The organism is Planktothrix tepida PCC 9214 (assembly GCF_900009145.1).
Taxonomy (GTDB): Bacteria; Cyanobacteriota; Cyanobacteriia; order Cyanobacteriales; family Microcoleaceae; genus Planktothrix; species Planktothrix tepida.
The window spans coordinates 260,848-282,717 of the sequence record NZ_LN889803.1 but is presented as its reverse complement, the minus strand read 5'-3'; the positions used below and the strand labels follow the sequence as shown (position 1 = coordinate 282,717).

The window sequence follows — 21,870 nt, the reverse complement described above, 5'->3', positions numbered from 1 at the left end:
TTTTAACCGATTTTAATTTCCTATGACGACCTTAATTCACCCCACTGCTGTCATTCATCCTGGTGCACAACTCCATCCAACGGTTCAAGTTGGGGCTTATGCTGTCATTGGGGAGCACGTTAAGGTCGGTTCTGATACGGTGATTAGTTCCCATGTTGTGATTAATGGACGCACGGAAATCGGCGCACGTAATCAAATTTTTCCGGGTGCGGTCATTGGTTCTGAACCTCAAGATCTTAAATATGATGGGTCTTTAAGTTTAGTTAAAATTGGGGATGATAATTTAATTCGGGAATATGTCACGATTAATCGGGCAACCAATGGCGGAGAAGCAACCATTATTGGCAATCAAAATTTATTAATGGCTTATGTTCATGTCGCTCATAATTGTGTCATTGAAGATCAGGTGGTGATTGCCAATTCTGTTGCTTTAGCAGGTCATGTGTATATTGAATCGAAAGCACGATTAAGCGGCGTTTTAGGGGTTCATCAATTTGTGCATATCGGACAATTAGCCATGATTGGAGGGATGACCCGAATTGATCGAGATGTGCCTCCGTTTATGTTAGTTGAAGGCAATCCTTCACGGGTGCGATCGCTCAATTTAGTCGGGTTAAAACGTGCCGGATTTACTTCAGAAGAATTTAGTTTATTGAAAAAGGCATTTCGTCTATTATATCGCTCTGATTATTCCTTTACTCAGGGATTAGAACAGTTATATTTATTACCCGATAATCCGTCGATTGAACATTTGCGTCAGTTTATTCGATGTTCTCAAACGGAACCCCAACGGCGAGGAATTATTCCAGGGGGAAAACGGAAAATAACGGAAGATTAATGAATCAGGAGGTGAGTCATTAATGATTACGGATTTAAAACAGCTTTATGAAATTGATGATGCTCAATGGTTAGAAGAAACTGTTAAATTGATTAAGAATAACCAATTTGGAGATTTAGATATAGACAATTTAATTGAGGAATTAGAAGAGTTGGGAAGAGAAAAGAAAAACGCGGTAGCCAGCCTTTTAGAACAGATAATTCGTCATTTATTATTACTGGAATATGGGACAAGTGAAGCTGAATATACTTCTGTTCAATGGAAAGAAGAAATTTATACCTTTAGAGTTCAGTTGAGACGAAAAATCACAACAAACCTCCGTAATTATTTAGAATCAGAATTAGATTCTATTTATCAAGATGCGTTAGGATTTGTGAAAATTAAAACTCAAAATTCTGTTAATTTTCCTTTAGAATGTCCTTACACCCTTGAGCAATTACTGAATATTGAATGGTTTCCGGTTTAAATTTGATTGGCAAAATGTTCCTGTAACCAATAACAATTTTGATATAAAATAGTAGATTTTTTGCAGTCCCGCAAGCGGGATTCTATTAGTTGAAAGTATTCTCCAAATGGTGTGAAATAACTCCCTGTTATGTTTCAGTCCCGCGAACGGGATTCTATTAGTTGAAAGTCTCATCCAAAGCATTTGAAACGATTTCCTGTGGATTAATTTGCATCGTTAACTCCTTGTTGTTTGCTTGATTTTATCCTAAATTACTCAATAAATCAATTGCTAATTTCTATTAAATCGTGACAAGAGAGGGAGTTGCGATCGCTAAAACTATTTCTGCTTTTCTTTCTGCCTTCTAATTTCGTGTACAGAATAAGGCCTCTTCATGTTATAAATACGCGGATGGATTTTTTCAAAATCATAAACAATATTTTCTTTACAGACCCCTTGCTTACCTTCTTCCAGGCGAGGTATTGCTCGTTCGTAGTAATTACCTTGTTCGGAAATTACCCGATACTGATAATATTCAGAAAGCAACCCTCCTAATGAACTTATCTTTTCAACAGAATCAAGAGGGATGTGATTGTATTCCATAGAATTTGTTTATTAGATAATGTGCGATCACTACTCTACCCCAAATAACCCCATAAATCAAATATCTGGGGTTTCTGGGGTTGCATTATTTGGAATTTTATCTTGATTTTTCCGCTCACTCAGCATGACAAAGAGTGCAATTATTCTAGTTTAACACTTAAATTTTATGAGCAAAATGTTCCTGTAATAAACGATGAATAAAACGATAGCGATCGCCTATTTTTTGTAACAATAATTTACGACTACAATCCTTCAAAAACCGTTGATAATTCCAAGGAATATTCCCATCTTTCCATAAAACCCATCGGATAGCAAACTGTTCTATTTTTTCCTTTAAACCTGATTTTTCTAATAAAATTGCAAACAATAATCCTAGACCCATTCCCATAATTAATAGTGGAGTTTGACGTAAGATAACTCCGGCTAATATAATCAGCAAAATCATCACCCAGATTAACCCTAAAATTATCTTTAAAGTTAATTTATAACGTTGCTTTTGTCCTTCATCATTTAACCAATGGATCGGGATTTTTTTAACACAAAATTCTGTGGCTTCATCGGTTTTAAGATGAGTTGCTAACCACCCCAACCACCGTCTAAAACTCTCAGATTTCGGTGCTTTTCCCTGGGGATATTCTGATTTATAAATATCTTGATTCAGTTGACGACGAATATAAGCATTAAATAAATAATGACGTTGTTCTTCAAAAGAATTTAGATGTTTCCAAGACATCATTAAAATTTCTTCATAAGCTAACGTCATTATTGTTAAATATAACGGAACTTTTGCTAACTTTAATAACGGTTCATCGGTTTCAATATTTTGCCACAATTCTCGACTACGAGAATTAATCAGATAATCTTGAATTTGGAGAGAGGTTAAAGGACGTAAAAAAATTGCACCATTGAGAACTAAGCGTTCTGGAAGTTTTTGATAACTCAAAACATTGGCACAAACGACTAAATGTAACGGTGCGATCTCTCCATTTAATAGTTGATTAATCTGTTGAATACATTGAACTTGTTTTGTTAAAGGAAGTTCATCCAATCCATCTAATAAGGGTAAAATTTTAAGTTGCTGCATCCAATTTTCACCCTGATTAATAGCAATCCAATACTTCAGATGAAGTTGTTCTAAAATCCAATCCGCGAGAGTTTGTTGTGGATTTTTCCAGGTTAATAAATTTAGTAAAACTGGAATAGGTTCTTCCGTATCCCTTTCCGCGCGACTAAGCAATACTTTAGTTAATCCGATTAACGTCGTTGTTTTTCCTGAACCTGGAGCACCTAAAATTAATAATCTCCCATTTAAGCGATCAAAAACTTGAATAATTCCCGTATCCGGTGTTAAACGAACACTAGGTTGATGGCTAACTTTTAACTCCACATCCCAAATTCGTCGCATTTTTAACGGCGGGGTTTCTTGCGCTAAATGGGTTAATACTGCGCGATGTAACGACTGTAACCGATACTGCTTTACTTCTTTTTGAACCTGAAGCAGTACCTTTTGACGATTTTGTAACTCAATCTTGGAAGAAGCCAATTTTGCCATTGAAGGTTTAGAATTTGTAAAAAACAACAACCTATCCGTTTTCAGAAATTATAATTAGTATATCCCTAGAAAATCCAGTTGTTAAATTTTATCGGGATATCCTGAAACATAACATTAAAATTCACAAACTCAGCCATTTTATCCAGAGATATTCCTCACCAATTATGCTATCACCATTTGCCACAAACAAGGTTAAGCCATATATCGATTCAACCTAGCCAACTGATCATAGCAGGTGTAGCCCAATTTATGGCTGGGGTGACAGTTCCCTGAATGACTGTTTAGTCTCTCATGTCGAAACCATCCCCCAACCCTCAGAACTGAACAACTTCTGGGGAAAGTAAAATTTATTTATGTTTTTCTAAGTATTTTTGTACTCCTTTCCCCATCTCGATTAAATTGGGTTCAAGTTTCTTTCCTAGAACTTCCTCAAATACATTGGCTAATTGACTTCTGAGAAATACAGGAATTCCCTCTAGTTTATCTGGGTCTAGTTCAATTTCTCCTCGCGTTTGAATCAAGGTAGAATTTTTATCTTCTAAAAAGGTATTTTTACCTGAACAATGGAATGCTTCTGTAAAAGCTTGGGTTTTAATGTGCCAATCTAAGGTAAAATTCTGCCCATTCCAAGTATCTGATTCTGTCCATCGCAGTTTGTCATATTTTAATATATCTTCAAACAGTGCTGGAACATCTTCTGATGATTCCCAATCATAAACGGTATAAACCGTATCTCCTTCAACGCGACGAGAAACTAACTTCACAGTATTTTTAGGGGGTAATAAATTAACAACCTCAATTAATCGATCTCGATAGGTATTAAAGACAAGGGGACGGGGGAAAGGAATCTTGATATCAGAGGAAAGTTTCATAATCAATCCAGTAAAATAGTTCTCCTATTATAGGCTTTACTTTTGAAACAAATCTAAATCAGCCAGAAAACTTTAGGAATTAAGACGATTTTACACCCTATACTCCAGAAGACATCCACCTGAGTTAGGGTTTGATTCCTCCAAATAAGGCGATTTCAAATAATTTCATAAAACAATCCACATTTTGATATCCAATCTCGCGTAACCAATCACATTGCAATTCAACAGAAGCTAAAAGATTGGCAGTTTTATCCGACCGATTATAATATTTTTTATCGACTTCCTCCCGTGATAAATTATTGCCTAATTGTTGATGATAGGCATATAAAGAATCTACAAATAATTCATCAAATAACTGCTCACCCCAAGGGGTCGCTGAGGCAATATGTTCTAAATTGAGAAAAATACCTCCGGGTTTGAGTAAATCAAAAATTTCCTGATATAATTCTTTTTTACGTTCATCGGGTTGGTGGTGAATGGAAAACCCGGATACAATTGCAGCAAAGGGAGCCTGATTTTGAAGTTGATTAACCCAATCTTTTTGGCTAAAATCTTGTAAAATAAAAGAAAGATTTCCCGAAGACTGATCCACTTTCTCTTGTGCGACTTTAACCATTGTTTCAGAAATATCTAAAAACACCCCTTTTGCATGAGGATATTCCCTTAAAATAGATCGTCCTAAAACTCCATCTCCACAGCCTAAATCTAAAAAATTATCGAGATGAGGTTGAGCTTTTCTGAGTATTCTTAATAAAATATCAATTTGTTCCGCCGCTAAGGGAATTGCTCCCCGGACTCCCTCTAAAAAGGCTTGAGAGAGTTCAGCAGTTTTCCAGACTTCATAGGTTTGAGACATGGTGAAAATATCCTAGCTTCAAGGCGTTATTTCCCTTAAATTTATTACAATTTAGCAAAGATCACTAGAGCATACGCACGATAAGAGTTGCGATCACTTCTGTGCAGTTTCTCAGAAAATCTTTTAACCTGTCGATTATCAAATTAAATGTCGCATTTAAGTAGGTAGGCGAGAAAATCGACAAGTATGTAACGAAAAGTTAACGGGGTTGTTGCTCCGAGTGAAATTTCAATTGAAATAAGTTGCTATTTTTTCGACGTACCAACCTTGTGAGCTTAAGCGAATCACTTCCGCTCGGTCTTTAACTTTCTGTGGCACATCTGCCGTTCTCAGCTTGAACAGGGTTTTATCTTGCTCACGAGTCAGAAATACCCTTAAACGAGCACCCATATTTTCATGACCTCGGTAGATTTCTTCTTCCTCTTTATTTATCTTTACATACTTTCGTTTCTTCTTGCCTACCTACTTAGAGGGCTTGAGATAGAACAATTCTAAAGTTGCTGACACATCCTACGGGTTTATTTTCGTCGTTCTTCTAATTTTTGATAAACTTCTCTCAAATCTACATCATGATACGCTAAAGCCACTAAAGTATGATAAAATAAATCAGCAACTTCCCCGGCGATCGCATCTTTGTCTTTGTCCTTACAAGCCATCACCACTTCGGCGGATTCTTCCCCAATTTTTTTGAGAATTTTGTTATCTCCCCCCGCTAATAATTTACAAGTATAGGATTCGAGTTGGGGATAGTCACGGCGATCGCAAATCACATCAAATAATCCTGATAAGGTATTTCCTGATAATTCCTGATGTTGTTCTTCAACTCCAATAATCACCATTGGATTTTCATCACTGTAGCGAATTTCTTTGACTAAAATTTCTGCATTCCATAACACAATTTCTGCCTCTTGACAAGACCAAACTTGCTGAGAGGATAGGGTTTTTTCTAAAGCTGCTGCATTCATCCAAACCCAGGTAAACACCGTTCCTTCTAAACAATCTTGGATAACGGCCAGAATCAATCCTTTTTCATTGTAACGAATTGTATCAATAGGACTCAACAGGCTTAACTCTAGGGGTTTTGAGCTTGACATAAATTTAACCAATACAACCAGAACCCTAACTTGACTACAATATCATCTTGTTGGTTTTCCTGTGGAACAGGCATCCTGCCTGTTAAAAAGCTGTAAAAAAGCGATATTCATACAGCTTTTAACGCATTAACCTAAACAATTTTACCATTCAAGGAGATTATCTCAGAGTGACCCTACCCTTAATAACTACAAAATCAGAAGAAATTTTTGCCGCAGCCCAAAAACTAATGCCGGGTGGCGTTAATTCTCCAGTACGGGCGTTTAAGTCCGTCGGGGGACAACCCATTGTCTTTGATAGAGTCAAAGGGGCTTATGTTTGGGATGTTGACGGTAATCAATATATTGATTATGTTGGCTCCTGGGGGCCAGCCATTTGCGGTCATACCCATCCCGATGTCATCAACGCCCTCAAAGACGCTTTAGACAAAGGAACCAGTTTCGGTGCTCCTTGCGTATTAGAAAATGTTCTAGCTGAAATGGTAATTGATGCAGTTCCGAGCATTGAAATGGTACGATTTGTCAATTCAGGAACGGAAGCGTGTTTATCCGTATTGCGTTTGATGCGGGCTTTCACCGGACGGGATAAATTAATTAAATTTGAAGGCTGCTATCACGGACATGGAGATATGTTCCTCGTGAAAGCAGGTTCAGGGGTCGCTACATTGGGTTTACCTGATTCTCCTGGAGTTCCCAAATCCGTTACCAGTAGTACCCTCACAGCCCCCTACAATGACCTAGAAGCCGTCAAACAGCTATTTGCTGAAAATCCAGGTGAAATTGCCGGAGTCATCCTAGAACCGATTGTAGGCAACGCTGGCTTTATTCCTCCCGATGCTGGGTTTTTGGAAGGTCTACGGGTACTGACAAAGGAAAATGGGGCTTTATTAGTGTTCGATGAGGTGATGACTGGCTTCCGCATTGCTTATGGCGGAGTTCAAGAGAAATTCGGGGTGACACCGGACTTAACGACATTAGGAAAAGTCATTGGTGGCGGTTTACCTGTTGGTGCTTATGGTGGACGTCGGGATATTATGTCAATGGTCGCTCCGGCTGGCCCGATGTATCAAGCGGGAACCTTATCAGGAAATCCTTTAGCGATGACTGCGGGAATCAAAACCCTAGAGTTATTGCAAAAACCTGGAACTTATGAATATTTGGATAAAATCACCAAAAAATTAAGTGAGGGGTTGTTAAAAATAGCTAAAGAAACCGGTCATGCGGCTTGTGGGGGACAAATTAGTGGAATGTTTGGTTTATTTTTTACCCAAGGGCCAGTCCACAATTATGAGGATGCTAAAAAATCCGATTTAGCTAAATTTAGCCGTTTCCATCGTGGAATGTTAGAGCGGGGAATTTATTTAGCTCCTTCTCAATTTGAAGCTGGGTTTACGTCTTTAGCTCATACGGATGAAGACATTGAAAAAACCTTAGCAGCGGCTAGAGAAGTGATGTCTAGTTTGTAAGTTTTGGGGTTGGGGTGAGTTAGAAAAAATCCACTGACTCACCCCACCGTTACTAGAGATTTAATAACTAATATTTTGCCATTCTTGAGCATTGGAAAACAACCCTAAATGCTTGACATTGATGGTACTAATAGCGTTTAATTTTTCGAGTCCTTCATCGGTAGCCCCAGTTTTAATAGATAATACTAAACTGCGTTTTATTTCATAAAAACAGAGTTCAGAAGAAACAAAATAAACCTCCCTAGCTAATAATTTCGGTTCTTCAGGGGTTCTCGCATAATATTTCAGAGAACGGGTTAAAGTTCCCTTGGGTTCAGGATATTCGTCATGAATAGGATGGGTTTATTGTACCATAACGATTAACCTCAAATCGTATTAATCAAAATTATAACCTATAATTGCCATCAAATAATATGTTAATATTATTCCCCCATAATATGTACGACTAATTCACGGCTATGACGATGGCGACGGTGTTCCCAGAGATAGATTCCTTGCCAGGTTCCTAATAATAATCGTCCTTGGGAAATGGGGATTTGTTCAGAGGTATGGGTGAGAACGGTTCTAATATGGGCTGGCATATCATCTAAGCCTTCCGCATCATGAATATAATAATTACCTTCAGGAACTAATTTCGATAAAAAGTTCTCTAAATCTCTTAAAACATCAGGATCAGCATTTTCTTGAATAATTAAACTGGCGGAAGTATGTCGTAAAAACAAATGACAAATTCCGATTTTTATCCCCGAATTTTTAACAATTTCCTGCACATAATGGGTAATATTAGAAAATGATTTACCACTGGTCTGAATCTCTAAAATTTCCTGATAATGCGCCATAATTAAAACCCGTAGTAAGCCCTTTATGGCTTTATTATGCTTAAATTTTAAGGTAAATTCAAAAGATAGTCAACAACCGCTTGAGCGATCGCTTCATTGCCATTTTTATCTAATCTTTCAGAAAGCTGAGGGGGTTGTAGAGGTTGATGGATAAAATCCCAATTATTTTCAAAAAATTCAGCCGACGGGATCAGTTGATGCGTCCCATAATTTTGTAACCAGTCTAATAAAACGGGGGCTTCGGCAAATCCATCTCTTGTTAAAGAAATTAAAGGAATATCTAACCGTAATGCTTCCGCAAAGGTACTATATCCCGGTTTAGAAATAACTCGTCCACACAAAGGCATTAAATCCACCGGACGCAAACGAAATAAATGGGAATCAATATCCGGTAATTGCAAAAAATTACTTACTTGAACTAAATTCGGGAAAGACGGTAAATTTACATCAAAGGTAATAAAGGTATAATCAGAATATTGTTCAAAATTATGAACCGGAATTGCATTTAATCCCAAACCGCCAAAAGTTAATAAGATAGTTTTTTCAGGAGGAGTCGTAATTCCTAATTTTTCTCTCAAAGCTTCTAAATTAAACCGAGGATTTCCCCCCGTTAAACCCACATCAATTGTATGGGGAAAAGCCGTCATCGGTTCATGAAGGGGAAAGCGAAATAAGCGATCGCATTGACTAAAACAACCCGAAATCCAATCCGCTAATTCCATAAACTCTTCCCCCCAATCTCGATAGATAAAATCCCAACCAAAATTCCCCATCATCCAACAGGGAATTCCCGCAGATGAGGCGATCGCTGAAGCTAAGGGGGGAATATCTGCTAAAATTAAATTAACTTTATTTTGTTTAATAAAACTGACTTCCCCGGCAATAATTGAACGGTCTTGTTGGCGAATTTGTTGCCATTGCTGTAAAGTTGCAGCTTTATCCATCGTTAAACTATCAGACTGCACTACCCCCACATCAAACCCACGGGGACGGACAATAAAATCCCCCTCCAGATAAGATTCTAATAACCATCGAGGTGCTGTTGTCACCAGAATTAATAACACATCAGGACAACGCTTTTGAATTTCATTAGCAACCGCAGCAGATCGCACAGCATGACCAAATCCATGATTTGTAATCGCTAAATAGACAGTAGGTCTTGACATAAAGGTAAATTTCAAGTTAACAGTTCTTCAATTTTGGCATGAACTCAAGGGTCAGGTGTGAGGGATTCGCTGTCAACAATAAAGCCTCAATACTCAAGGGTCAACCGAAACCCGATAAAATAAGGATCACCAATTGAGGCTGCTGCAATGAGTTCTTTCGGAACTAGCTAATATAGGTAAAAGAAAGTCCTTAGCCAGACAAAAGACCTTGAAAACGTGAGTTGTGACAGGTGATGAAGGGCCAATTGAATGAAATTCTGGACAAAAAGCCTGATGTCCAGGCTTGTGGTCTACTTTTTACTGTTATCTGTAGTAACCGTCTTCTGTGTGGGGGCCATCGCCTTTCAAAGCGCCAAAGCCTCCATTCAACAGTTGGTGTTTGACCGATTGGAAGTGACGGCTACCCTGAAAGAAGAAGCGTTAAATCTATGGGTGGAGAATCAAAAAAATGCAACCGTTTCTTTAGCACAATTACCCGATCTCAAAACAGCCGCAGCGATTCTATTGACGGTGGATGCGCGTTCCCCCCAATGGAGGGATGCCTATATTCAAATTAAGCAATATATGGCTTCTGCTCTAGCTGCTAAACCAGACTTAAAGAAAGTGCAGCTTTTGACAGCTAAGGACGGAAAAGTTATTTTTTCGACCAATCCCGAATTTGAAGGCCAATATCGATTTAACGAACAATATTTTAAAGAAGGTCGTTACCATACTTTTGTACAAAATATTTATTTTTCGCCGATCACCCATAAACCCACTTTAACTATTTCCACACCCATTACTGGACAAGATCAAAATGTCTTTGGGGTGCTAGTCACTCATTTAAACCTGAAAAAAATGGAAGAAATTGTTTTTGATAAAACCGGTTTAGGTAAGAGTGGGGAAACTTATTTAGTAGATCGATCTCAGAGGTTTGTCACCGCCGAAGGTTTTGGTCGAAATGACTTTCCGACTCAGATTCATAGCCGGGGAATTGAAGCGGCGTTAGCGGGACAAGACGGTCGCAAAATCTATTTAAACTATGCAGGAATTCCAGTCATTGGGGTTTATCGGTGGTTAGATCAACAAGACTTAGCATTATTAGTAGAAATGCACCAATCAGAAGCCGATGCACCTGCCCATCGATTGGCTTGGATTATTTTATCAGTTGGATTAACTTCGGCGGTTATTTTAGCTGTAGGAGTCTATATTCTAGCTCGACAAATTACTCGTCCCATTTTAGCAATTACCCAGACGGCAACTCAAGTATCGGATGGAGATTTAACCTTAGTTGCGCCAGTGACAACCGATGATGAAATCGGACAATTAGCGATCGCTTTTAACCGAATGACTCGACAATTACGCCGTCTTTATGCAGGTTTAGAAGAAAAAGTTGCCCTTCTTCAGCAGAAAGAAGCTCAATTACGAGACAGCTTCACCCAATTAAAAAAAGAAAAACAAACCGTTGAAGCTCAGAAAACTCAATTAACCCAAGCCTATCAAGAAATTACCCTACTCAACCAACGCCTTAAAACCGAAAATTTGGATTTAATGGCGGAATTACGAGTACAAAATCAACGACTCTATCAACTTTTAGAAGCGATTCCATTAGGAGTCGTGGTTGTGGATGCCACCGGAAAATTATACTATACGAATCAAGTGGTTAAAGAATTATTAGGAAACAAAGTTTTCTTTTCTGATCCCCCTTTAAAATTGAATATTTATTCTAATTCCTCCTCAGATATTAAGAAACCCTATCCCTTAGAAAATTTACCTATTTTTAAAGCTTTGCATGAGGGAATTGGCAGTGTTGATCAATTAGAAATTGAATATTTAGAGCGAATTATTCCCTTACAAACTTGGGGAACGCCAATTTATGATGAATGGGGACAAATTGCCTATGCCATTGGCGTGTTTCAAGACATTACAGAACGCCGACGCGCCGAAGAAGAACGGCAACGGTTTATTGAAGAAATGTTTGAGATTAATTGTAATTTAGAATTAGCCTTAGATGAAGAAGAACAATTAACGGATGCGGCGGGTCGATTTGTTCCGAATCAATTTTTATCGTTTTTAGGCTATGAAAGTTTAGTGGATGTTAAATCGGGGGATGCGGTACAAAAAGAAATGTCGATTTTATTTTCAGATATTCGCAGTTTTACCCAACTGTCTGAACGGATGACTCCTGAAGATAACTTTAAATTTATTAATGCTTATTTATCGCGGATGGAACCTGCGATTACTGAAAATCGAGGATTTATTGATAAATATATTGGCGATGCGATTATGGCACTGTTTGGAGGTAGTGCTGATGATGCCGTCAAAGCTGGAATTTCAATGTTACAACGCTTGTCAGAATATAATCTCACTCGTCAACGTCCTGATCGTCCTCCGATTACAATTGGCATTGGAATTAATACGGGGGATTTAATGTTAGGGATTGTTGGTGGACAACACAGAATGGATAGTACCGTTATTAGCGATGCTGTAAATTTAGGAGCTCGACTAGAGGAATTAAGTAAACGTTATTGCATCCCTTTATTAATTAGTGAACATACCTTTTTGCGACTGGAAGATCCTAATATCTATTCCTTCCGTGTGATTGATAAAGTTAGGGTGAAAGGAAAATCAGAAATGGTATCAGTTTTTGAAGTTTTTGATGCTGATCCGCCCGATTTATATCGCAGAAAAGTGGCAACAAAAACGTTATTTGAACAAGCCTTAACCCTCTATCATCTGGAAGCTTTTCCTGAATCTGCTCATTGTTTTGAAACCTGTTTGCGGGAAAATCCATCGGATCAAGTTGCTCAAATTTATTTACAGCGTGTGCTGCAATCTTTCTCAAGGTAATCTGCATTGTTTCAACAGGATCAGCAAATTCAGCTTGAAAGAAACAGAAAAGGAGTTAAATTTTAGACCGGGAGGATCTAGATCAATTGTTTCTTGACAGCTTGTACACAAGTTTAGTAATCTAGGTCATTGCAGAATCTGGATTAAATCTTTCTTTATCCTTTAAAAATTGGATTAATGTTTTTAACATTGTATGATAAAATAAGCTCCCACAGCTTTTGCTAAGATTTCAATCGGGAAGTTGACAACAGTTCACCAAGCTGCTTTATGGGGTTAGATTGTTTACACTCACCCTAGCCCAGTTACACTTAGAGATTCGACTCCCACTGTTTTAGTGCTTTTCCCTAAATTTATTTATTTTACCCTTGTTTACTTTTCGTAAAAAAGTAAAATGATTAGCTCAATAGCCTTTGGTTTGTTATCACTTAAAGAATTTATGACCGAGATTTTTGGCGACTTTGTTGAAGTTCCTCTCGTCAGCAATGAATTTCTGATGATTGGTTTCTCTCCCTATTCCATGCCGCTCAAACAGCGTTGGCGTAATAATGGTTTGTCAGCTAATTTTATGGCTGATTATGTAACAACATTTTTCCCAAAAAGTGAATATGATCAAGCGACTTCCTCTCGACAAAATGACATTAAAAGTTCCGTTAGTTTTATTGCAAATGAATTATTAGAAAATGCGATGAAATTTAGCGATGATACAGTCAATCAACCCATTAGCATTCAACTGTATTTAAAAACAGATAGACTAATCTTTGTTGTCGTGAATAGCATTACTCCTGAAGCTGTTCAACCCTTTCAAGAGTTTATTGAAAAACTGATAAATTCTGATATCGAAGAATTGTATATTAAGCAAATCGAACAAAATTTAGAAAATGATACCCAGTCTGGCTTGGGATATTTAACCATGATTAATGATTACTTCGCTCGATTGGGATGGAAATTTGAAACCATTCAAACAGAACCTAAAATTGTCAACGTCACAACAATGGTTCAACTTGCCATTTAAACTTTAAAATTCCACGTTTAATTTACCCCCAAAATATAAGGATTATAACAATGGTAATGAAAGAATTTAAAACGGAAGATTATCAAGTGAGCTATGAGAGTAATACCCATACCATCACGTTATCAGGTTCATTGCGTTTGAGTGGTCTTGAAGATACTAATCCTGTGATTAAGTTACTGAATGATATTTTGCTAGAAGAACCCACCTTGATTACCCTGGATCTCCAAGAGTTAGAGTTTTTGAATAGTTCGGGGATTAATATGCTGTCTAAATTTGTTATTAAAGTTCGTCAAAAGAAAGAAATGGGATTAATCATTTTAGCCTCTAATACAATTCCCTGGCAAGGAAAATCCCTAAAAAATTTACAACGATTAATGCCAACTTTGGAACTCAAGATTAAATAATTTCTTTCATTTCCATGACCCATGAAGGCTAAAGGCTAAACTAAAGTATTTATTTATAGACCAGAGGGATACTTTAAAGATGCAGCAAACCACCCCCCACTCACTCTCTGAACTGTTCTTGGAAACGGAAAAACTCTCTCAAGAGTTAGAAATCTTGAAACGGGAAAAGTTGGATTTAGAAATTTTATTAGAAGCAACAACCGTTCATGCTGATTTAGTAGAATCTCAATTATATGAATCCAACCGACAATTGCACTTTGAAATCCGAGAACGAAAACTAGCTGAAGCTAAATTAAAAGCATCAGAACGTCAACTCAGACTCTTACTGGAAACTGTCAGCCAAGCCAATCATGATTTGAGAATTATCTTAGAAACAGCAACGGCTCATGGAGATTTTATTGAAGAATATACTCACAATCTTAGTATTCGAGATCCCTTGACCGGTTTGTTTAATCGACGTTATCAGGAAAAATCCTTAGACCGTCATCTTAAATATGCCCAGGAACATCAGCAAGTCCTCAGTGTTATTATGATTGATATCGATTATTTTAAAAGGTTTAATGATAAATGGGGGCATCAAGTTGGAGATGTGGTTCTACAGGAAATCAGTCAATTTTTGATTGATAATATTCGTCAATCAGATATTGCTTGTCGATATGGAGGAGAAGAGTTAATGCTGATTTTACCCAGAACGTCTTTAGAAGAAGCTAAAAATTTAGCAGAAAAACTGCGTTCAGGAGTTGAAAGATTGAGGATAGAAAAGCATGACGCATTTTGGGAAAAACTGACAATTTCTTTGGGAATTGCCAGTTTTCCAGTCCACGGATTATCGAGTTTGCAACTCACAGAATCGGCTGATGCCGCTTTATATGAAGCGAAAGCCAAAGGACGAAACTGTGCGATTACGGCTAATGAACTCTTGCTATAATCAACTCATCCAATTTGAATAGGATGAATTTTAAATGTATATTGAATTTAGAGAACTTTGCTTATTATTTCATCCTTTAAGACCAGCATAAATTAATGGAAAATGATCCTTGTTCTGAAAAACAACTACTAAACTATATTCACGAACTCCGCCAGAAGATTAAAACCCTGAAGCAGGAAAAAGCTGACCTAGAAATTTTATTAGAAATTACGACGGCTCATGGGGATTTAGTAGAAGCTCAATTACAGAAATCCTATCAACAACTAAAAGCAGAAATTCACGAACGTCATTTAGCACAAATTAAACTCCAAGCTTCTCAAGAACACCTGCAATCGTTAGTCGGTTTATTACGTCAGGAAAAAAATGATTTAGAGTTAATTTTGGAAACCACGATTGAACATAGTAATCTGGTAGAAGAAAGCTTACATTATGATAGTATTCATGATTCCCTAACAGGATTATTTAATCGAAGATATTTAGACACCGTATTTCCCCAGGTACTAAATTCGGCCCAAAAGGTGCAAGAATGTTTAAGTGTTTTAATGGCAGATATTGATTATTTTAAGGGGTTTAATGATAAGTTTGGTCACAAAGCCGGAGATATTGTTCTGAAATTGGTGAGTAAAACGGTAAAAGATGTTCTCCGTATTTCTGATATGGCTTATCGCTATGGTGGTGAAGAATTTGTCTTTATTTTACCGAATACCAATCTTCAAATCGCTCAAATGATTGCTGAGAGAATCCGCCTGAAAGTTAAAAACTTAAAACAGGAATATTCCTATAATTTTTTAGAAGGAATTACGGTATCCATTGGAGTTTCTGGATTTCCTGATCATGGAAACTCCTGTGATGAGTTATTACAACTAGCAGATATCGCTTTATATCAAGCTAAAAAACAGGGACGAGATCGGGTTATTGTAGTTGATATTTCAAAGGCTAATTTATTTTAAATTTCTGTTTCCATTCTAATAAAATTCCTCGACATTGAAGACAAACTAAATCCTTGAGTAACGCTTCAATTCCCTGAGTTGTAATCGGGTAAATTGCTCCAATTTGTTCGGGATTGATAGAAATATTTGGTAAAATTTCAGCCATAAATCCATACAATTTTTGGTTAGAAAAAGAACTATTAATTGCCCATCCCTCATGATTTAAAGTGATAATTTTAGCAATTTCATGAGATTGAATCCCTAACTCTTTTTGAAGAATTAAGGGAACTGCTTCTAAAGGTGTTTGTTCTGAGGAAACTCGTCCTCCTGGAAAATCAAGTGTAGTTTTTCCGACCCCTGGACGATACATAGGTCGAGGTAAAATCAAGGTTTGATTCTGAATCGTTAAAATCACAACAGAATCAGCTTTTTCCACTCGCCAATAGTCTACAATTTTACCTTGATCATCTTGTAATTGTTCCGCAATTACCGTTACCCAAGGAGAATGAATCTCGGCTAAAAGTTGAATGACTTTCCAAGGAGACGATGGGGGGTGATGATTTTTGACCATTTCATCCTGATTTCATTTTTGAATGTCAAACTAAAACTGAGGAGTTTACCTCTGAGATTAACTCCGCTTTTATTCTAACAAATTCACCTTTCCATTCTAAATTTTGAACCCAAACTCTATGAGATTTAACCCTGACTTGTTAACTTCTATCCTCGGAATTTTCCTGACCTTAAGTTTAGGTGCTTGTACAACAGTTGAATCCTCTTCTAAACCGATTAATTCTTCAACAGCAACTCCCGTTAGTTCTGAAACAATCCTAAGTCAAAATCACAGCATGATGTCAGGAAATCATGGCATGATGATGGATTTAGGCCCAGCCGATGTTGAGTATGATTTACGCTTTATTGATGCCATGATTCCCCATCATCAAGGCGCTATTAACATGGCTCAACAAGTTCTCCAAAAATCGACTCGTCCTGAAGTTAAAAAATTAGCCGAAGACATTATTAAAGCTCAAGAAAAAGAAATTGCTCAGATGCAGCAATGGCGAAAAACTTGGTATCCCCAAGCAAAAGATGCCATTGCTTATCATGCGGCTATGGGTCATAGTATGCCCATGTCTTCCCAACAAATGGATTCAATGATGATGATGGCTGATTTAGGGGCGGCTGATTCAGGTTTTGATCAACGATTTTTCACCGCGATGATTCCCCATCACCAAGGGGCATTAATCATGGCAAAAGATGCTCAAACCAAATCAAAACGCTCGGAAATTCAACAACTTGCTCAAGCTATTTTAACATCTCAAGAAGCGGAAATTAAGTTAATGCAGCAATGGTTAAATCAAGGGTTGAAGAAATAAATAGCCAATCGGTAAAGAGTTGGTAAAGCCGGATTTTTTAGGCAGAAAATACTCTAAACTATTGATAGGCGTCTGGATTCGCCGGATGTCTAAGGAGTTTAGACGACATGAAAACCCATCGATTCACTGCAAAATTGATCCCCCTTTTGGTTTTAAATGGTCTTATTTGTCCGGCGATGGCTGAAATGCCTGGGGTTTCTGGGGGTGTCATGGCTGTCCCTGGGGAACATCAGGGGCGTGCTGTCCCCCCTAGCCAAATTTCCAATCTAAATTCCGCACTGTTTTTTCCAGCTATTCCTGTTAATAATTCCACTATTTTTAGCCCTAACTCTACCTCTGCAATGCCGGGGAATTTTCTACCGATTCAAAATCAACCGATGGGTGGAAATAATATTGTTTTACCGCCTAATTCTCCGTCGATGTTTTCAACCAGTCCCCTCTCACCTTCTCCCCATTCAATACCAGGAAATGCAGCACCCCAACCCACTCCAGGGGGGAATGGTAATTTTGTTCAGTTATCAGGAATGGGACAAATGTTAAATTTAGAAGTCCCGGTGACAGCAACTCTGGGAAATGGGTCGGTGAGTCCGTTAGCCTTACCTGAATTACTAACAGGTTCTCCCTTTAATAGTCCGGCGAATCATGTGAGTGTTAATCCTCAAGGTCAGATGATTTTAAGTAATACTAACCCCTCCCCAATAGGGATAACTTCTGGGCCGTTTTCAAATCATTCTCCGGGGATTTTGCAGTTGGATTCGCGATTAGTTCCTGGAAATGGCGCACCGGGAATGCCTCCGATGATGGGTTTTCCGGGTTTAAAAGAAGTTAATTCTCAACAAAAATTAGAGATTCCCATTCGTGAAGTTAATAATTTAATCTTTAGTGCTAATCAAACTCAATTGCAGGATAGAAATTGGGGGGGATTTACTGGATTAGAGGAATTACGTCGGGATGAATTTGCCGAATATTTCGGTCAAGACGTGGTGGGTTTTTCATTAACAACGGCTGATGCAGCATCGGTTTTAAAACGCATTTATCGAGAAACGGGAACCCATGCGGCGGTGGTTTATGTGATGTTGAGACAAAATGATTTAGATGTGGTGATTTTAACGGAAAATGGAAAACCGCAATTGAAACGAGTTGATGTTTCTCATGCCGAATTAATGGCAAAAGTTCAGGAGTTTAGAACTGGAATTACGAATCCACGAGATCGAAATTCTGAAAGTTATTTATCGGCTTCTCAACAACTGTATCGCTGGTTAATTACTCCGATTGAATCTGAATTGAAAGCGGGTAATATTGAAACATTATTATTGAGTTTAGATGCTGGATTACGCAGTTTACCGATGGCTGCACTCCATGACGGTCAGCATTTTTTAGTCGAAAATTATAGTTTGAGTTTAATTCCGAGTTTGAGTTTATTAGATACTCGTTATCGTTCTCTGGAAAATACGCAAGTTTTAGCTATGGGAGCGAGTCGGTTTGTGGATTTACAACCCTTACCTGCGGTAGAAACTGAGTTAAATTTAATTACTCAACGGATGTGGTCGGGTCATGTGTTTATGAATCAAGCCTTTACGATTAATAATTTAATTCGTCAACGGCGAGATTATCCCTATCAAATTATTCATTTAGCGACCCATAGTGAATTTAACCCCGGACGTCCTGATAATTCTTTTATACAATTGTGGGATAAGGAACGATTGGGTTTAAATCAGTTAAGACAGTTAGGATGGAATAAACCCGCAGTGGAGTTATTAGTTTTGTCGTCTTGTCGTACTGCTTTAGGAGATGAACACGCAGAACTCGGATTTGCAGGGTTAGCGGTTCAAGCGGGTGTAAAATCAGCTTTAGCGAGTTTATGGTATGTTAGTGATGAGGGAACGTTAGGGTTAATGACTGAGTTTTATCGTCAATTACAGGGGTCTAAAATTAAAGCTGAGGCATTAAGAAAAGCTCAAATTAAACTTTTGAAAGGGGAGGTAAAATTAGAAGCAGGTTATTTACAACTCGATGAGAAACAAAGGATTCTGCTGCCGCCAGAACTGGGAAATTTACCGCCTCAAACTTTGACTCATCCTTATTATTGGTCAGCGTTTACTTTAATTGGCAGTCCTTGGTAAATATTTTGACCAGATTCTTGAATTTGAACAATAATTGTTGAATTCGGATTCATGAATAGGTAAGATGAAGAGGGATTTTAACCCCAAAATTAGGTTATAAAATTGGTATTCTCTGATACTGACAAGAATTATGAGCACAGATAAAACTGCACAAACCCCTATTTCCGAAGAAAGTACAACTCGGACACCGCCTTGGGGTCAGGTGAGTTTACTTGAAGAAGGCGATCGCTACCGAATTAATCGCATTGTCGTCAATCCAGGTTATCATATCAGTACCCAAATGCACTATCATCGCAGTGAACACTGGATTGTAGTGGCAGGAACCGCTAAAGTCGTTTGTGGGGGTGAGGAAACTTTACTGCTTCCGAAACAGTCCACCTATGTTCCCATGAATACCCCCCACCGCGTGGAAAATCCTGGGGTGATTCCTTTGGTGATGATTGAAGTGCAGAATGGCGAATATTTGGGGGACGATGATATTATTCGTTTTCCTGATGAAGACAGCAAACACAAAGGGAAAAAATAACTCGACAGAGCGCACAGAATGAGAGACAATTTCCCTGAGTCTATTCGATCTTCTCGTTGATTACAATACTCATGGATTTAAAGTCTCTCATTCGGGAAATTCCCGATTTTCCTAAACCCGGAATTTTATTCCGAGATATTACGACTTTGTTACAAGACCCCCAAGGACTGCGGTATACCATTGATTGTTTAACGGAAAAATGTCGTCCTTTGTCTCCTGACTATATTCTCGGAATGGAGTCGAGGGGATTTTTATTTGGAATGCCTTTAGCTTATCAATTAGACGTGGGGTTTGTTCCTATCCGTAAACCGAAAAAATTACCGTCGGCCGTCTATCGGGCTGAATATGAATTAGAATATGGCACGGATTGTTTAGAAATGCACCAAGATGCAATTTCATCAGGACATCGGGTGTTAATTGTAGATGATTTAATTGCCACAGGTGGGACAGCAAAAGCGACGGCTGAATTAGTTCAACAAGCGGGGGCGACCGTTGCTGGATTTTGTTTTGTTGTGGAACTCACGGGTTTAAACGGTCGGGTACAATTGCCCGATGTTCCGGTGATTAGTTTGTTAGAATACGATTAATTTTTATCGGTTTTCCGTGACGTTATTTGCAGGTTATAAAAGGGGAAAAGCCAGATGATGAATGAAACATTTGTCTATATTGGTAAGCGATTATTACAAGCCATTTTAACGCTATTTTTAGCTTCCGCTTTATGTTTTACCATTACTCAGCTTGCCCCTGGAGATTATTTAGATAACCTTTCAAATAATCCTCAAATTTCCCAGGAAACCTTAGACCAACTGCGAGTAAAATTTCACCTTGATAAATCGGCTGTAGAACAATATTGGTTTTGGTTAGGGCAAATTGTTGGTTACGGCAATTTTGGCTATAGTTTTGCCAATCAACGGTCTGTTACCTCTTTGCTTTTAGAACGAGTTCCGGCTACGTTATTATTAGCAATTTTATCCTTAATTATCACTTGGGCAATTGGAATTCCGTTAGGCATTGTTGGGGCGGTTCATCAAAACCGTTTCATTGACCGATTTTTGCAAGTGATTAGTTACACCGGACAAGGCTTCCCCAGTTTCATCACAGCTTTATTATTATTGTTTTTAGCTCAAAAAACCTCCCCCTTATTTCCCGTTGGTGGGATGACCAGTATTAATTTCCCGGATTTATCTCCTTTGGGAAAAGTAGCGGATATTGCTTGGCATAGTATTTTACCAACCTTAGCCTTAAGTATTACCAGTTTTGCCGGGTTACAACGGTTAATGCGGGGGCAGCTTTTAGATGTTTTACGTCAAGATTATATTCAAACCGCTAGGGCGAAAGGACTCCCTGAAAATCGTGTTATTTATATTCATGCCCTCCGCAATGCAGTTAACCCTTTAATTACCTTATTAGGCTTTGAATTTGCCAGTTTATTAGGAGGAGCTTTTATTGCGGAAACCTTTTTTAATTGGCCGGGATTAGGTAAATTAATCTTGCAAGCGGTACAACAGCAGGATTTATATTTAGTTATGGCAAGTTTAATGATGGGGGCGGTGATGTTAATTATCGGTAATTTATTAGCAGATTTACTCTTAAAAGCCGTTGACCCTCGAATAAAATTAGAAGATTTACGTTAAAATCCGAGGGTTCTCCATCGTTTCATCTTGTTTTAAAACGCTGAGGATTGTGTTAAAATGTTTTCAGAAGTTTATTATATTCTTAGAGCGAGATCTGATGGCCGTTATGTCACCGCCCGTCCTGACCCGGATAAGCCATCAAGTTATTTATTATTATTTTCAGAACAATTTGATGCCTTGGGTTATTTAAACAAACACGCGGGGGATTTGAAAGATAGATTTGCGGTAGAATCAATTACAGGTTCGCAAATTAAACCGATTTTACAGCGCTGGGGTTTTGCGGGAATTGGTATGATTAAAGATCCCCTTTTACCCCATATTGAATTTATCCGAGTTCAACAAAATTAAGAGATTATTCAAATTGAAGTCATAAACCGTCTCATC

At 38.0% G+C, this 21,870-nt stretch carries 22 protein-coding genes and 1 pseudogene; 14 read left to right on the top strand and 9 right to left on the bottom strand.

The genetic code is table 11. The features are described from left to right. Nucleotides 1–22 precede the first annotated feature (22 nt). Both lpxA and PL9214_RS19065 read left to right on the top strand, forming a co-directional pair. Nucleotides 23–838, top strand: a complete 816-nt coding sequence (gene lpxA / locus PL9214_RS19070; RefSeq protein ID WP_072720344.1) for an acyl-ACP--UDP-N-acetylglucosamine O-acyltransferase — start codon at nt 23–25, stop codon at nt 836–838. A 22-nt stretch (nt 839–860) separates the two neighbouring features. Beyond that, nucleotides 861–1,304 carry a DUF29 domain-containing protein gene (locus PL9214_RS19065; protein WP_072720343.1) on the top strand — a complete coding sequence of 148 codons (444 nt, stop codon included), beginning with the start codon at nt 861–863 and terminating at the stop codon, nt 1,302–1,304. A 318-nt stretch (nt 1,305–1,622) separates the two neighbouring features. Here the strand turns inward: PL9214_RS19065 and PL9214_RS19060 are convergent, their stop codons facing one another. From PL9214_RS19060 to hisE, 6 genes and pseudogenes are all read right to left on the bottom strand, one after another. After that, nucleotides 1,623–1,886, bottom strand: coding sequence for a hypothetical protein (locus PL9214_RS19060; protein ID WP_072720342.1), 264 nt, complete (start codon nt 1,884–1,886; stop codon nt 1,623–1,625). A gap of 157 nt (nt 1,887–2,043) precedes the next feature. Further along, nucleotides 2,044–3,438 carry an NACHT domain-containing protein gene (locus PL9214_RS19055; RefSeq protein ID WP_072720341.1) on the bottom strand — a complete coding sequence of 465 codons (1,395 nt, stop codon included), beginning with the start codon at nt 3,436–3,438 and terminating at the stop codon, nt 2,044–2,046. A 347-nt stretch (nt 3,439–3,785) separates the two neighbouring features. Next, on the bottom strand, nt 3,786–4,310 hold the full coding sequence (locus PL9214_RS19050) for a hypothetical protein (RefSeq protein ID WP_072720340.1): 525 nt from the start codon (nt 4,308–4,310) through the stop codon (nt 3,786–3,788). Nucleotides 4,311–4,434: 124 nt separating this feature from the next. After that, nucleotides 4,435–5,166, bottom strand: a complete 732-nt coding sequence (locus PL9214_RS19045) for a class I SAM-dependent methyltransferase (RefSeq protein ID WP_072720339.1) — start codon at nt 5,164–5,166, stop codon at nt 4,435–4,437. Between the two features lie 234 nt (nt 5,167–5,400). Further along, nucleotides 5,401–5,556, bottom strand: a pseudogene (locus PL9214_RS31405) (IS630 family transposase); the annotation flags it as partial. A gap of 128 nt (nt 5,557–5,684) precedes the next feature. Continuing rightward, nucleotides 5,685–6,260, bottom strand: a complete 576-nt coding sequence (gene hisE, locus PL9214_RS19035) for a phosphoribosyl-ATP diphosphatase (protein ID WP_072720338.1) — start codon at nt 6,258–6,260, stop codon at nt 5,685–5,687. 167 nt (nt 6,261–6,427) lie between these two features. Between hisE and hemL the strand changes: the two genes are divergently transcribed. Then, nucleotides 6,428–7,723, top strand: coding sequence for a glutamate-1-semialdehyde 2,1-aminomutase (hemL, locus tag PL9214_RS19030; protein WP_072720337.1), 1,296 nt, complete (start codon nt 6,428–6,430; stop codon nt 7,721–7,723). A gap of 422 nt (nt 7,724–8,145) precedes the next feature. On the opposite strand, the gene PL9214_RS19025 is transcribed toward hemL, so the two are convergent. Both PL9214_RS19025 and PL9214_RS19020 read right to left on the bottom strand, forming a co-directional pair. After that, nucleotides 8,146–8,562, bottom strand: coding sequence for a secondary thiamine-phosphate synthase enzyme YjbQ (locus tag PL9214_RS19025; RefSeq protein WP_072720336.1), 417 nt, complete (start codon nt 8,560–8,562; stop codon nt 8,146–8,148). 47 nt (nt 8,563–8,609) lie between these two features. Then, nucleotides 8,610–9,728: a glycosyl transferase gene (locus PL9214_RS19020; protein ID WP_072720335.1), complete on the bottom strand. Its 1,119-nt coding sequence runs from the start codon at nt 9,726–9,728 to the stop codon at nt 8,610–8,612. 285 nt (nt 9,729–10,013) lie between these two features. Here PL9214_RS19020 and PL9214_RS19015 point away from each other — a divergent pair, with 285 nt between their 5' ends. From PL9214_RS19015 to PL9214_RS18995, 5 genes are all read left to right on the top strand, one after another. Then, nucleotides 10,014–12,557, top strand: a complete 2,544-nt coding sequence (locus PL9214_RS19015; protein WP_245824291.1) for a cache domain-containing protein — start codon at nt 10,014–10,016, stop codon at nt 12,555–12,557. Nucleotides 12,558–12,993: 436 nt separating this feature from the next. Beyond that, entirely contained in the window at nt 12,994–13,569 is a 576-nt protein-coding gene (locus tag PL9214_RS19010) for a slr1658 family protein (RefSeq protein ID WP_072720334.1), read from the top strand. Between the two features lie 50 nt (nt 13,570–13,619). After that, on the top strand, nt 13,620–13,973 hold the full coding sequence (locus PL9214_RS19005; RefSeq protein WP_072720333.1) for a slr1659 superfamily regulator: 354 nt from the start codon (nt 13,620–13,622) through the stop codon (nt 13,971–13,973). Nucleotides 13,974–14,052: 79 nt separating this feature from the next. Next, nucleotides 14,053–14,901, top strand: coding sequence for a GGDEF domain-containing protein (locus PL9214_RS19000; RefSeq protein ID WP_072720332.1), 849 nt, complete (start codon nt 14,053–14,055; stop codon nt 14,899–14,901). A gap of 95 nt (nt 14,902–14,996) precedes the next feature. After that, complete coding sequence (locus tag PL9214_RS18995; RefSeq protein WP_072720331.1) at nt 14,997–15,851, top strand: GGDEF domain-containing protein; 855 nt, start codon at nt 14,997–14,999, stop codon at nt 15,849–15,851. On the opposite strand, the gene PL9214_RS18990 is transcribed toward PL9214_RS18995, so the two are convergent. Beyond that, entirely contained in the window at nt 15,838–16,401 is a 564-nt protein-coding gene (locus PL9214_RS18990) for an NUDIX hydrolase (RefSeq protein WP_072720330.1), read from the bottom strand. The genes PL9214_RS18995 and PL9214_RS18990 overlap by 14 nt on opposite strands. 118 nt (nt 16,402–16,519) lie before the next feature. On the opposite strand from PL9214_RS18990, the gene PL9214_RS18985 reads away from it, so the two are divergent. The 6 genes from PL9214_RS18985 (at nt 16,520) to PL9214_RS18960 (ending at nt 21,834) form a co-directional block, all read left to right on the top strand. Further along, nucleotides 16,520–17,203: a DUF305 domain-containing protein gene (locus tag PL9214_RS18985; protein WP_072720329.1), complete on the top strand. Its 684-nt coding sequence runs from the start codon at nt 16,520–16,522 to the stop codon at nt 17,201–17,203. A gap of 107 nt (nt 17,204–17,310) precedes the next feature. Beyond that, nucleotides 17,311–19,326 carry a CHAT domain-containing protein gene (locus tag PL9214_RS18980; RefSeq protein ID WP_072720328.1) on the top strand — a complete coding sequence of 672 codons (2,016 nt, stop codon included), beginning with the start codon at nt 17,311–17,313 and terminating at the stop codon, nt 19,324–19,326. A gap of 130 nt (nt 19,327–19,456) precedes the next feature. Next, entirely contained in the window at nt 19,457–19,852 is a 396-nt protein-coding gene (locus PL9214_RS18975; protein ID WP_072720327.1) for a phosphomannose isomerase type II C-terminal cupin domain, read from the top strand. Nucleotides 19,853–19,923: 71 nt separating this feature from the next. Continuing rightward, a complete protein-coding gene (locus tag PL9214_RS18970; RefSeq protein ID WP_072720326.1) occupies nt 19,924–20,439 on the top strand; it encodes an adenine phosphoribosyltransferase in 516 nt (171 codons plus the stop codon). A gap of 54 nt (nt 20,440–20,493) precedes the next feature. Next, complete coding sequence (locus tag PL9214_RS18965) at nt 20,494–21,486, top strand: ABC transporter permease (protein WP_072720325.1); 993 nt, start codon at nt 20,494–20,496, stop codon at nt 21,484–21,486. 57 nt (nt 21,487–21,543) lie between these two features. Further along, on the top strand, nt 21,544–21,834 hold the full coding sequence (locus PL9214_RS18960) for a hypothetical protein (RefSeq protein ID WP_072720324.1): 291 nt from the start codon (nt 21,544–21,546) through the stop codon (nt 21,832–21,834). The last annotated feature ends 36 nt before the right edge of the window (nt 21,835–21,870 follow it).

Excerpts from the sequence above, each read along its gene's own strand:
- PL9214_RS18990 (WP_072720330.1), bottom strand. The coding sequence starts at position 16,401 with ATGGTCAAAAATCATCACCCCCCATCGTCTCCTTGGAAAGTCATTCAA.
- PL9214_RS19050 (WP_072720340.1), bottom strand. The coding sequence starts at position 4,310 with ATGAAACTTTCCTCTGATATCAAGATTCCTTTCCCCCGTCCCCTTGTC.
- PL9214_RS18965 (WP_072720325.1), top strand. The coding sequence starts at position 20,494 with ATGATGAATGAAACATTTGTCTATATTGGTAAGCGATTATTACAAGCC.
- PL9214_RS19005 (WP_072720333.1), top strand. The coding sequence starts at position 13,620 with ATGGTAATGAAAGAATTTAAAACGGAAGATTATCAAGTGAGCTATGAG.
- PL9214_RS18995 (WP_072720331.1), top strand. The coding sequence starts at position 14,997 with ATGGAAAATGATCCTTGTTCTGAAAAACAACTACTAAACTATATTCAC.
- PL9214_RS18970 (WP_072720326.1), top strand. The coding sequence starts at position 19,924 with ATGGATTTAAAGTCTCTCATTCGGGAAATTCCCGATTTTCCTAAACCC.
- PL9214_RS19020 (WP_072720335.1), bottom strand. The coding sequence starts at position 9,728 with ATGTCAAGACCTACTGTCTATTTAGCGATTACAAATCATGGATTTGGT.
- PL9214_RS18960 (WP_072720324.1), top strand. The coding sequence starts at position 21,544 with ATGTTTTCAGAAGTTTATTATATTCTTAGAGCGAGATCTGATGGCCGT.
- PL9214_RS18980 (WP_072720328.1), top strand. The coding sequence starts at position 17,311 with ATGAAAACCCATCGATTCACTGCAAAATTGATCCCCCTTTTGGTTTTA.
- PL9214_RS18975 (WP_072720327.1), top strand. The coding sequence starts at position 19,457 with ATGAGCACAGATAAAACTGCACAAACCCCTATTTCCGAAGAAAGTACA.
- PL9214_RS19065 (WP_072720343.1), top strand. The coding sequence starts at position 861 with ATGATTACGGATTTAAAACAGCTTTATGAAATTGATGATGCTCAATGG.
- hisE (WP_072720338.1), bottom strand. The coding sequence starts at position 6,260 with ATGTCAAGCTCAAAACCCCTAGAGTTAAGCCTGTTGAGTCCTATTGAT.
- PL9214_RS19045 (WP_072720339.1), bottom strand. The coding sequence starts at position 5,166 with ATGTCTCAAACCTATGAAGTCTGGAAAACTGCTGAACTCTCTCAAGCC.
- PL9214_RS18985 (WP_072720329.1), top strand. The coding sequence starts at position 16,520 with ATGAGATTTAACCCTGACTTGTTAACTTCTATCCTCGGAATTTTCCTG.
- PL9214_RS19000 (WP_072720332.1), top strand. The coding sequence starts at position 14,053 with ATGCAGCAAACCACCCCCCACTCACTCTCTGAACTGTTCTTGGAAACG.
- PL9214_RS19055 (WP_072720341.1), bottom strand. The coding sequence starts at position 3,438 with ATGGCAAAATTGGCTTCTTCCAAGATTGAGTTACAAAATCGTCAAAAG.
- PL9214_RS19025 (WP_072720336.1), bottom strand. The coding sequence starts at position 8,562 with ATGGCGCATTATCAGGAAATTTTAGAGATTCAGACCAGTGGTAAATCA.
- PL9214_RS19060 (WP_072720342.1), bottom strand. The coding sequence starts at position 1,886 with ATGGAATACAATCACATCCCTCTTGATTCTGTTGAAAAGATAAGTTCA.
- lpxA (WP_072720344.1), top strand. The coding sequence starts at position 23 with ATGACGACCTTAATTCACCCCACTGCTGTCATTCATCCTGGTGCACAA.
- PL9214_RS19010 (WP_072720334.1), top strand. The coding sequence starts at position 12,994 with ATGACCGAGATTTTTGGCGACTTTGTTGAAGTTCCTCTCGTCAGCAAT.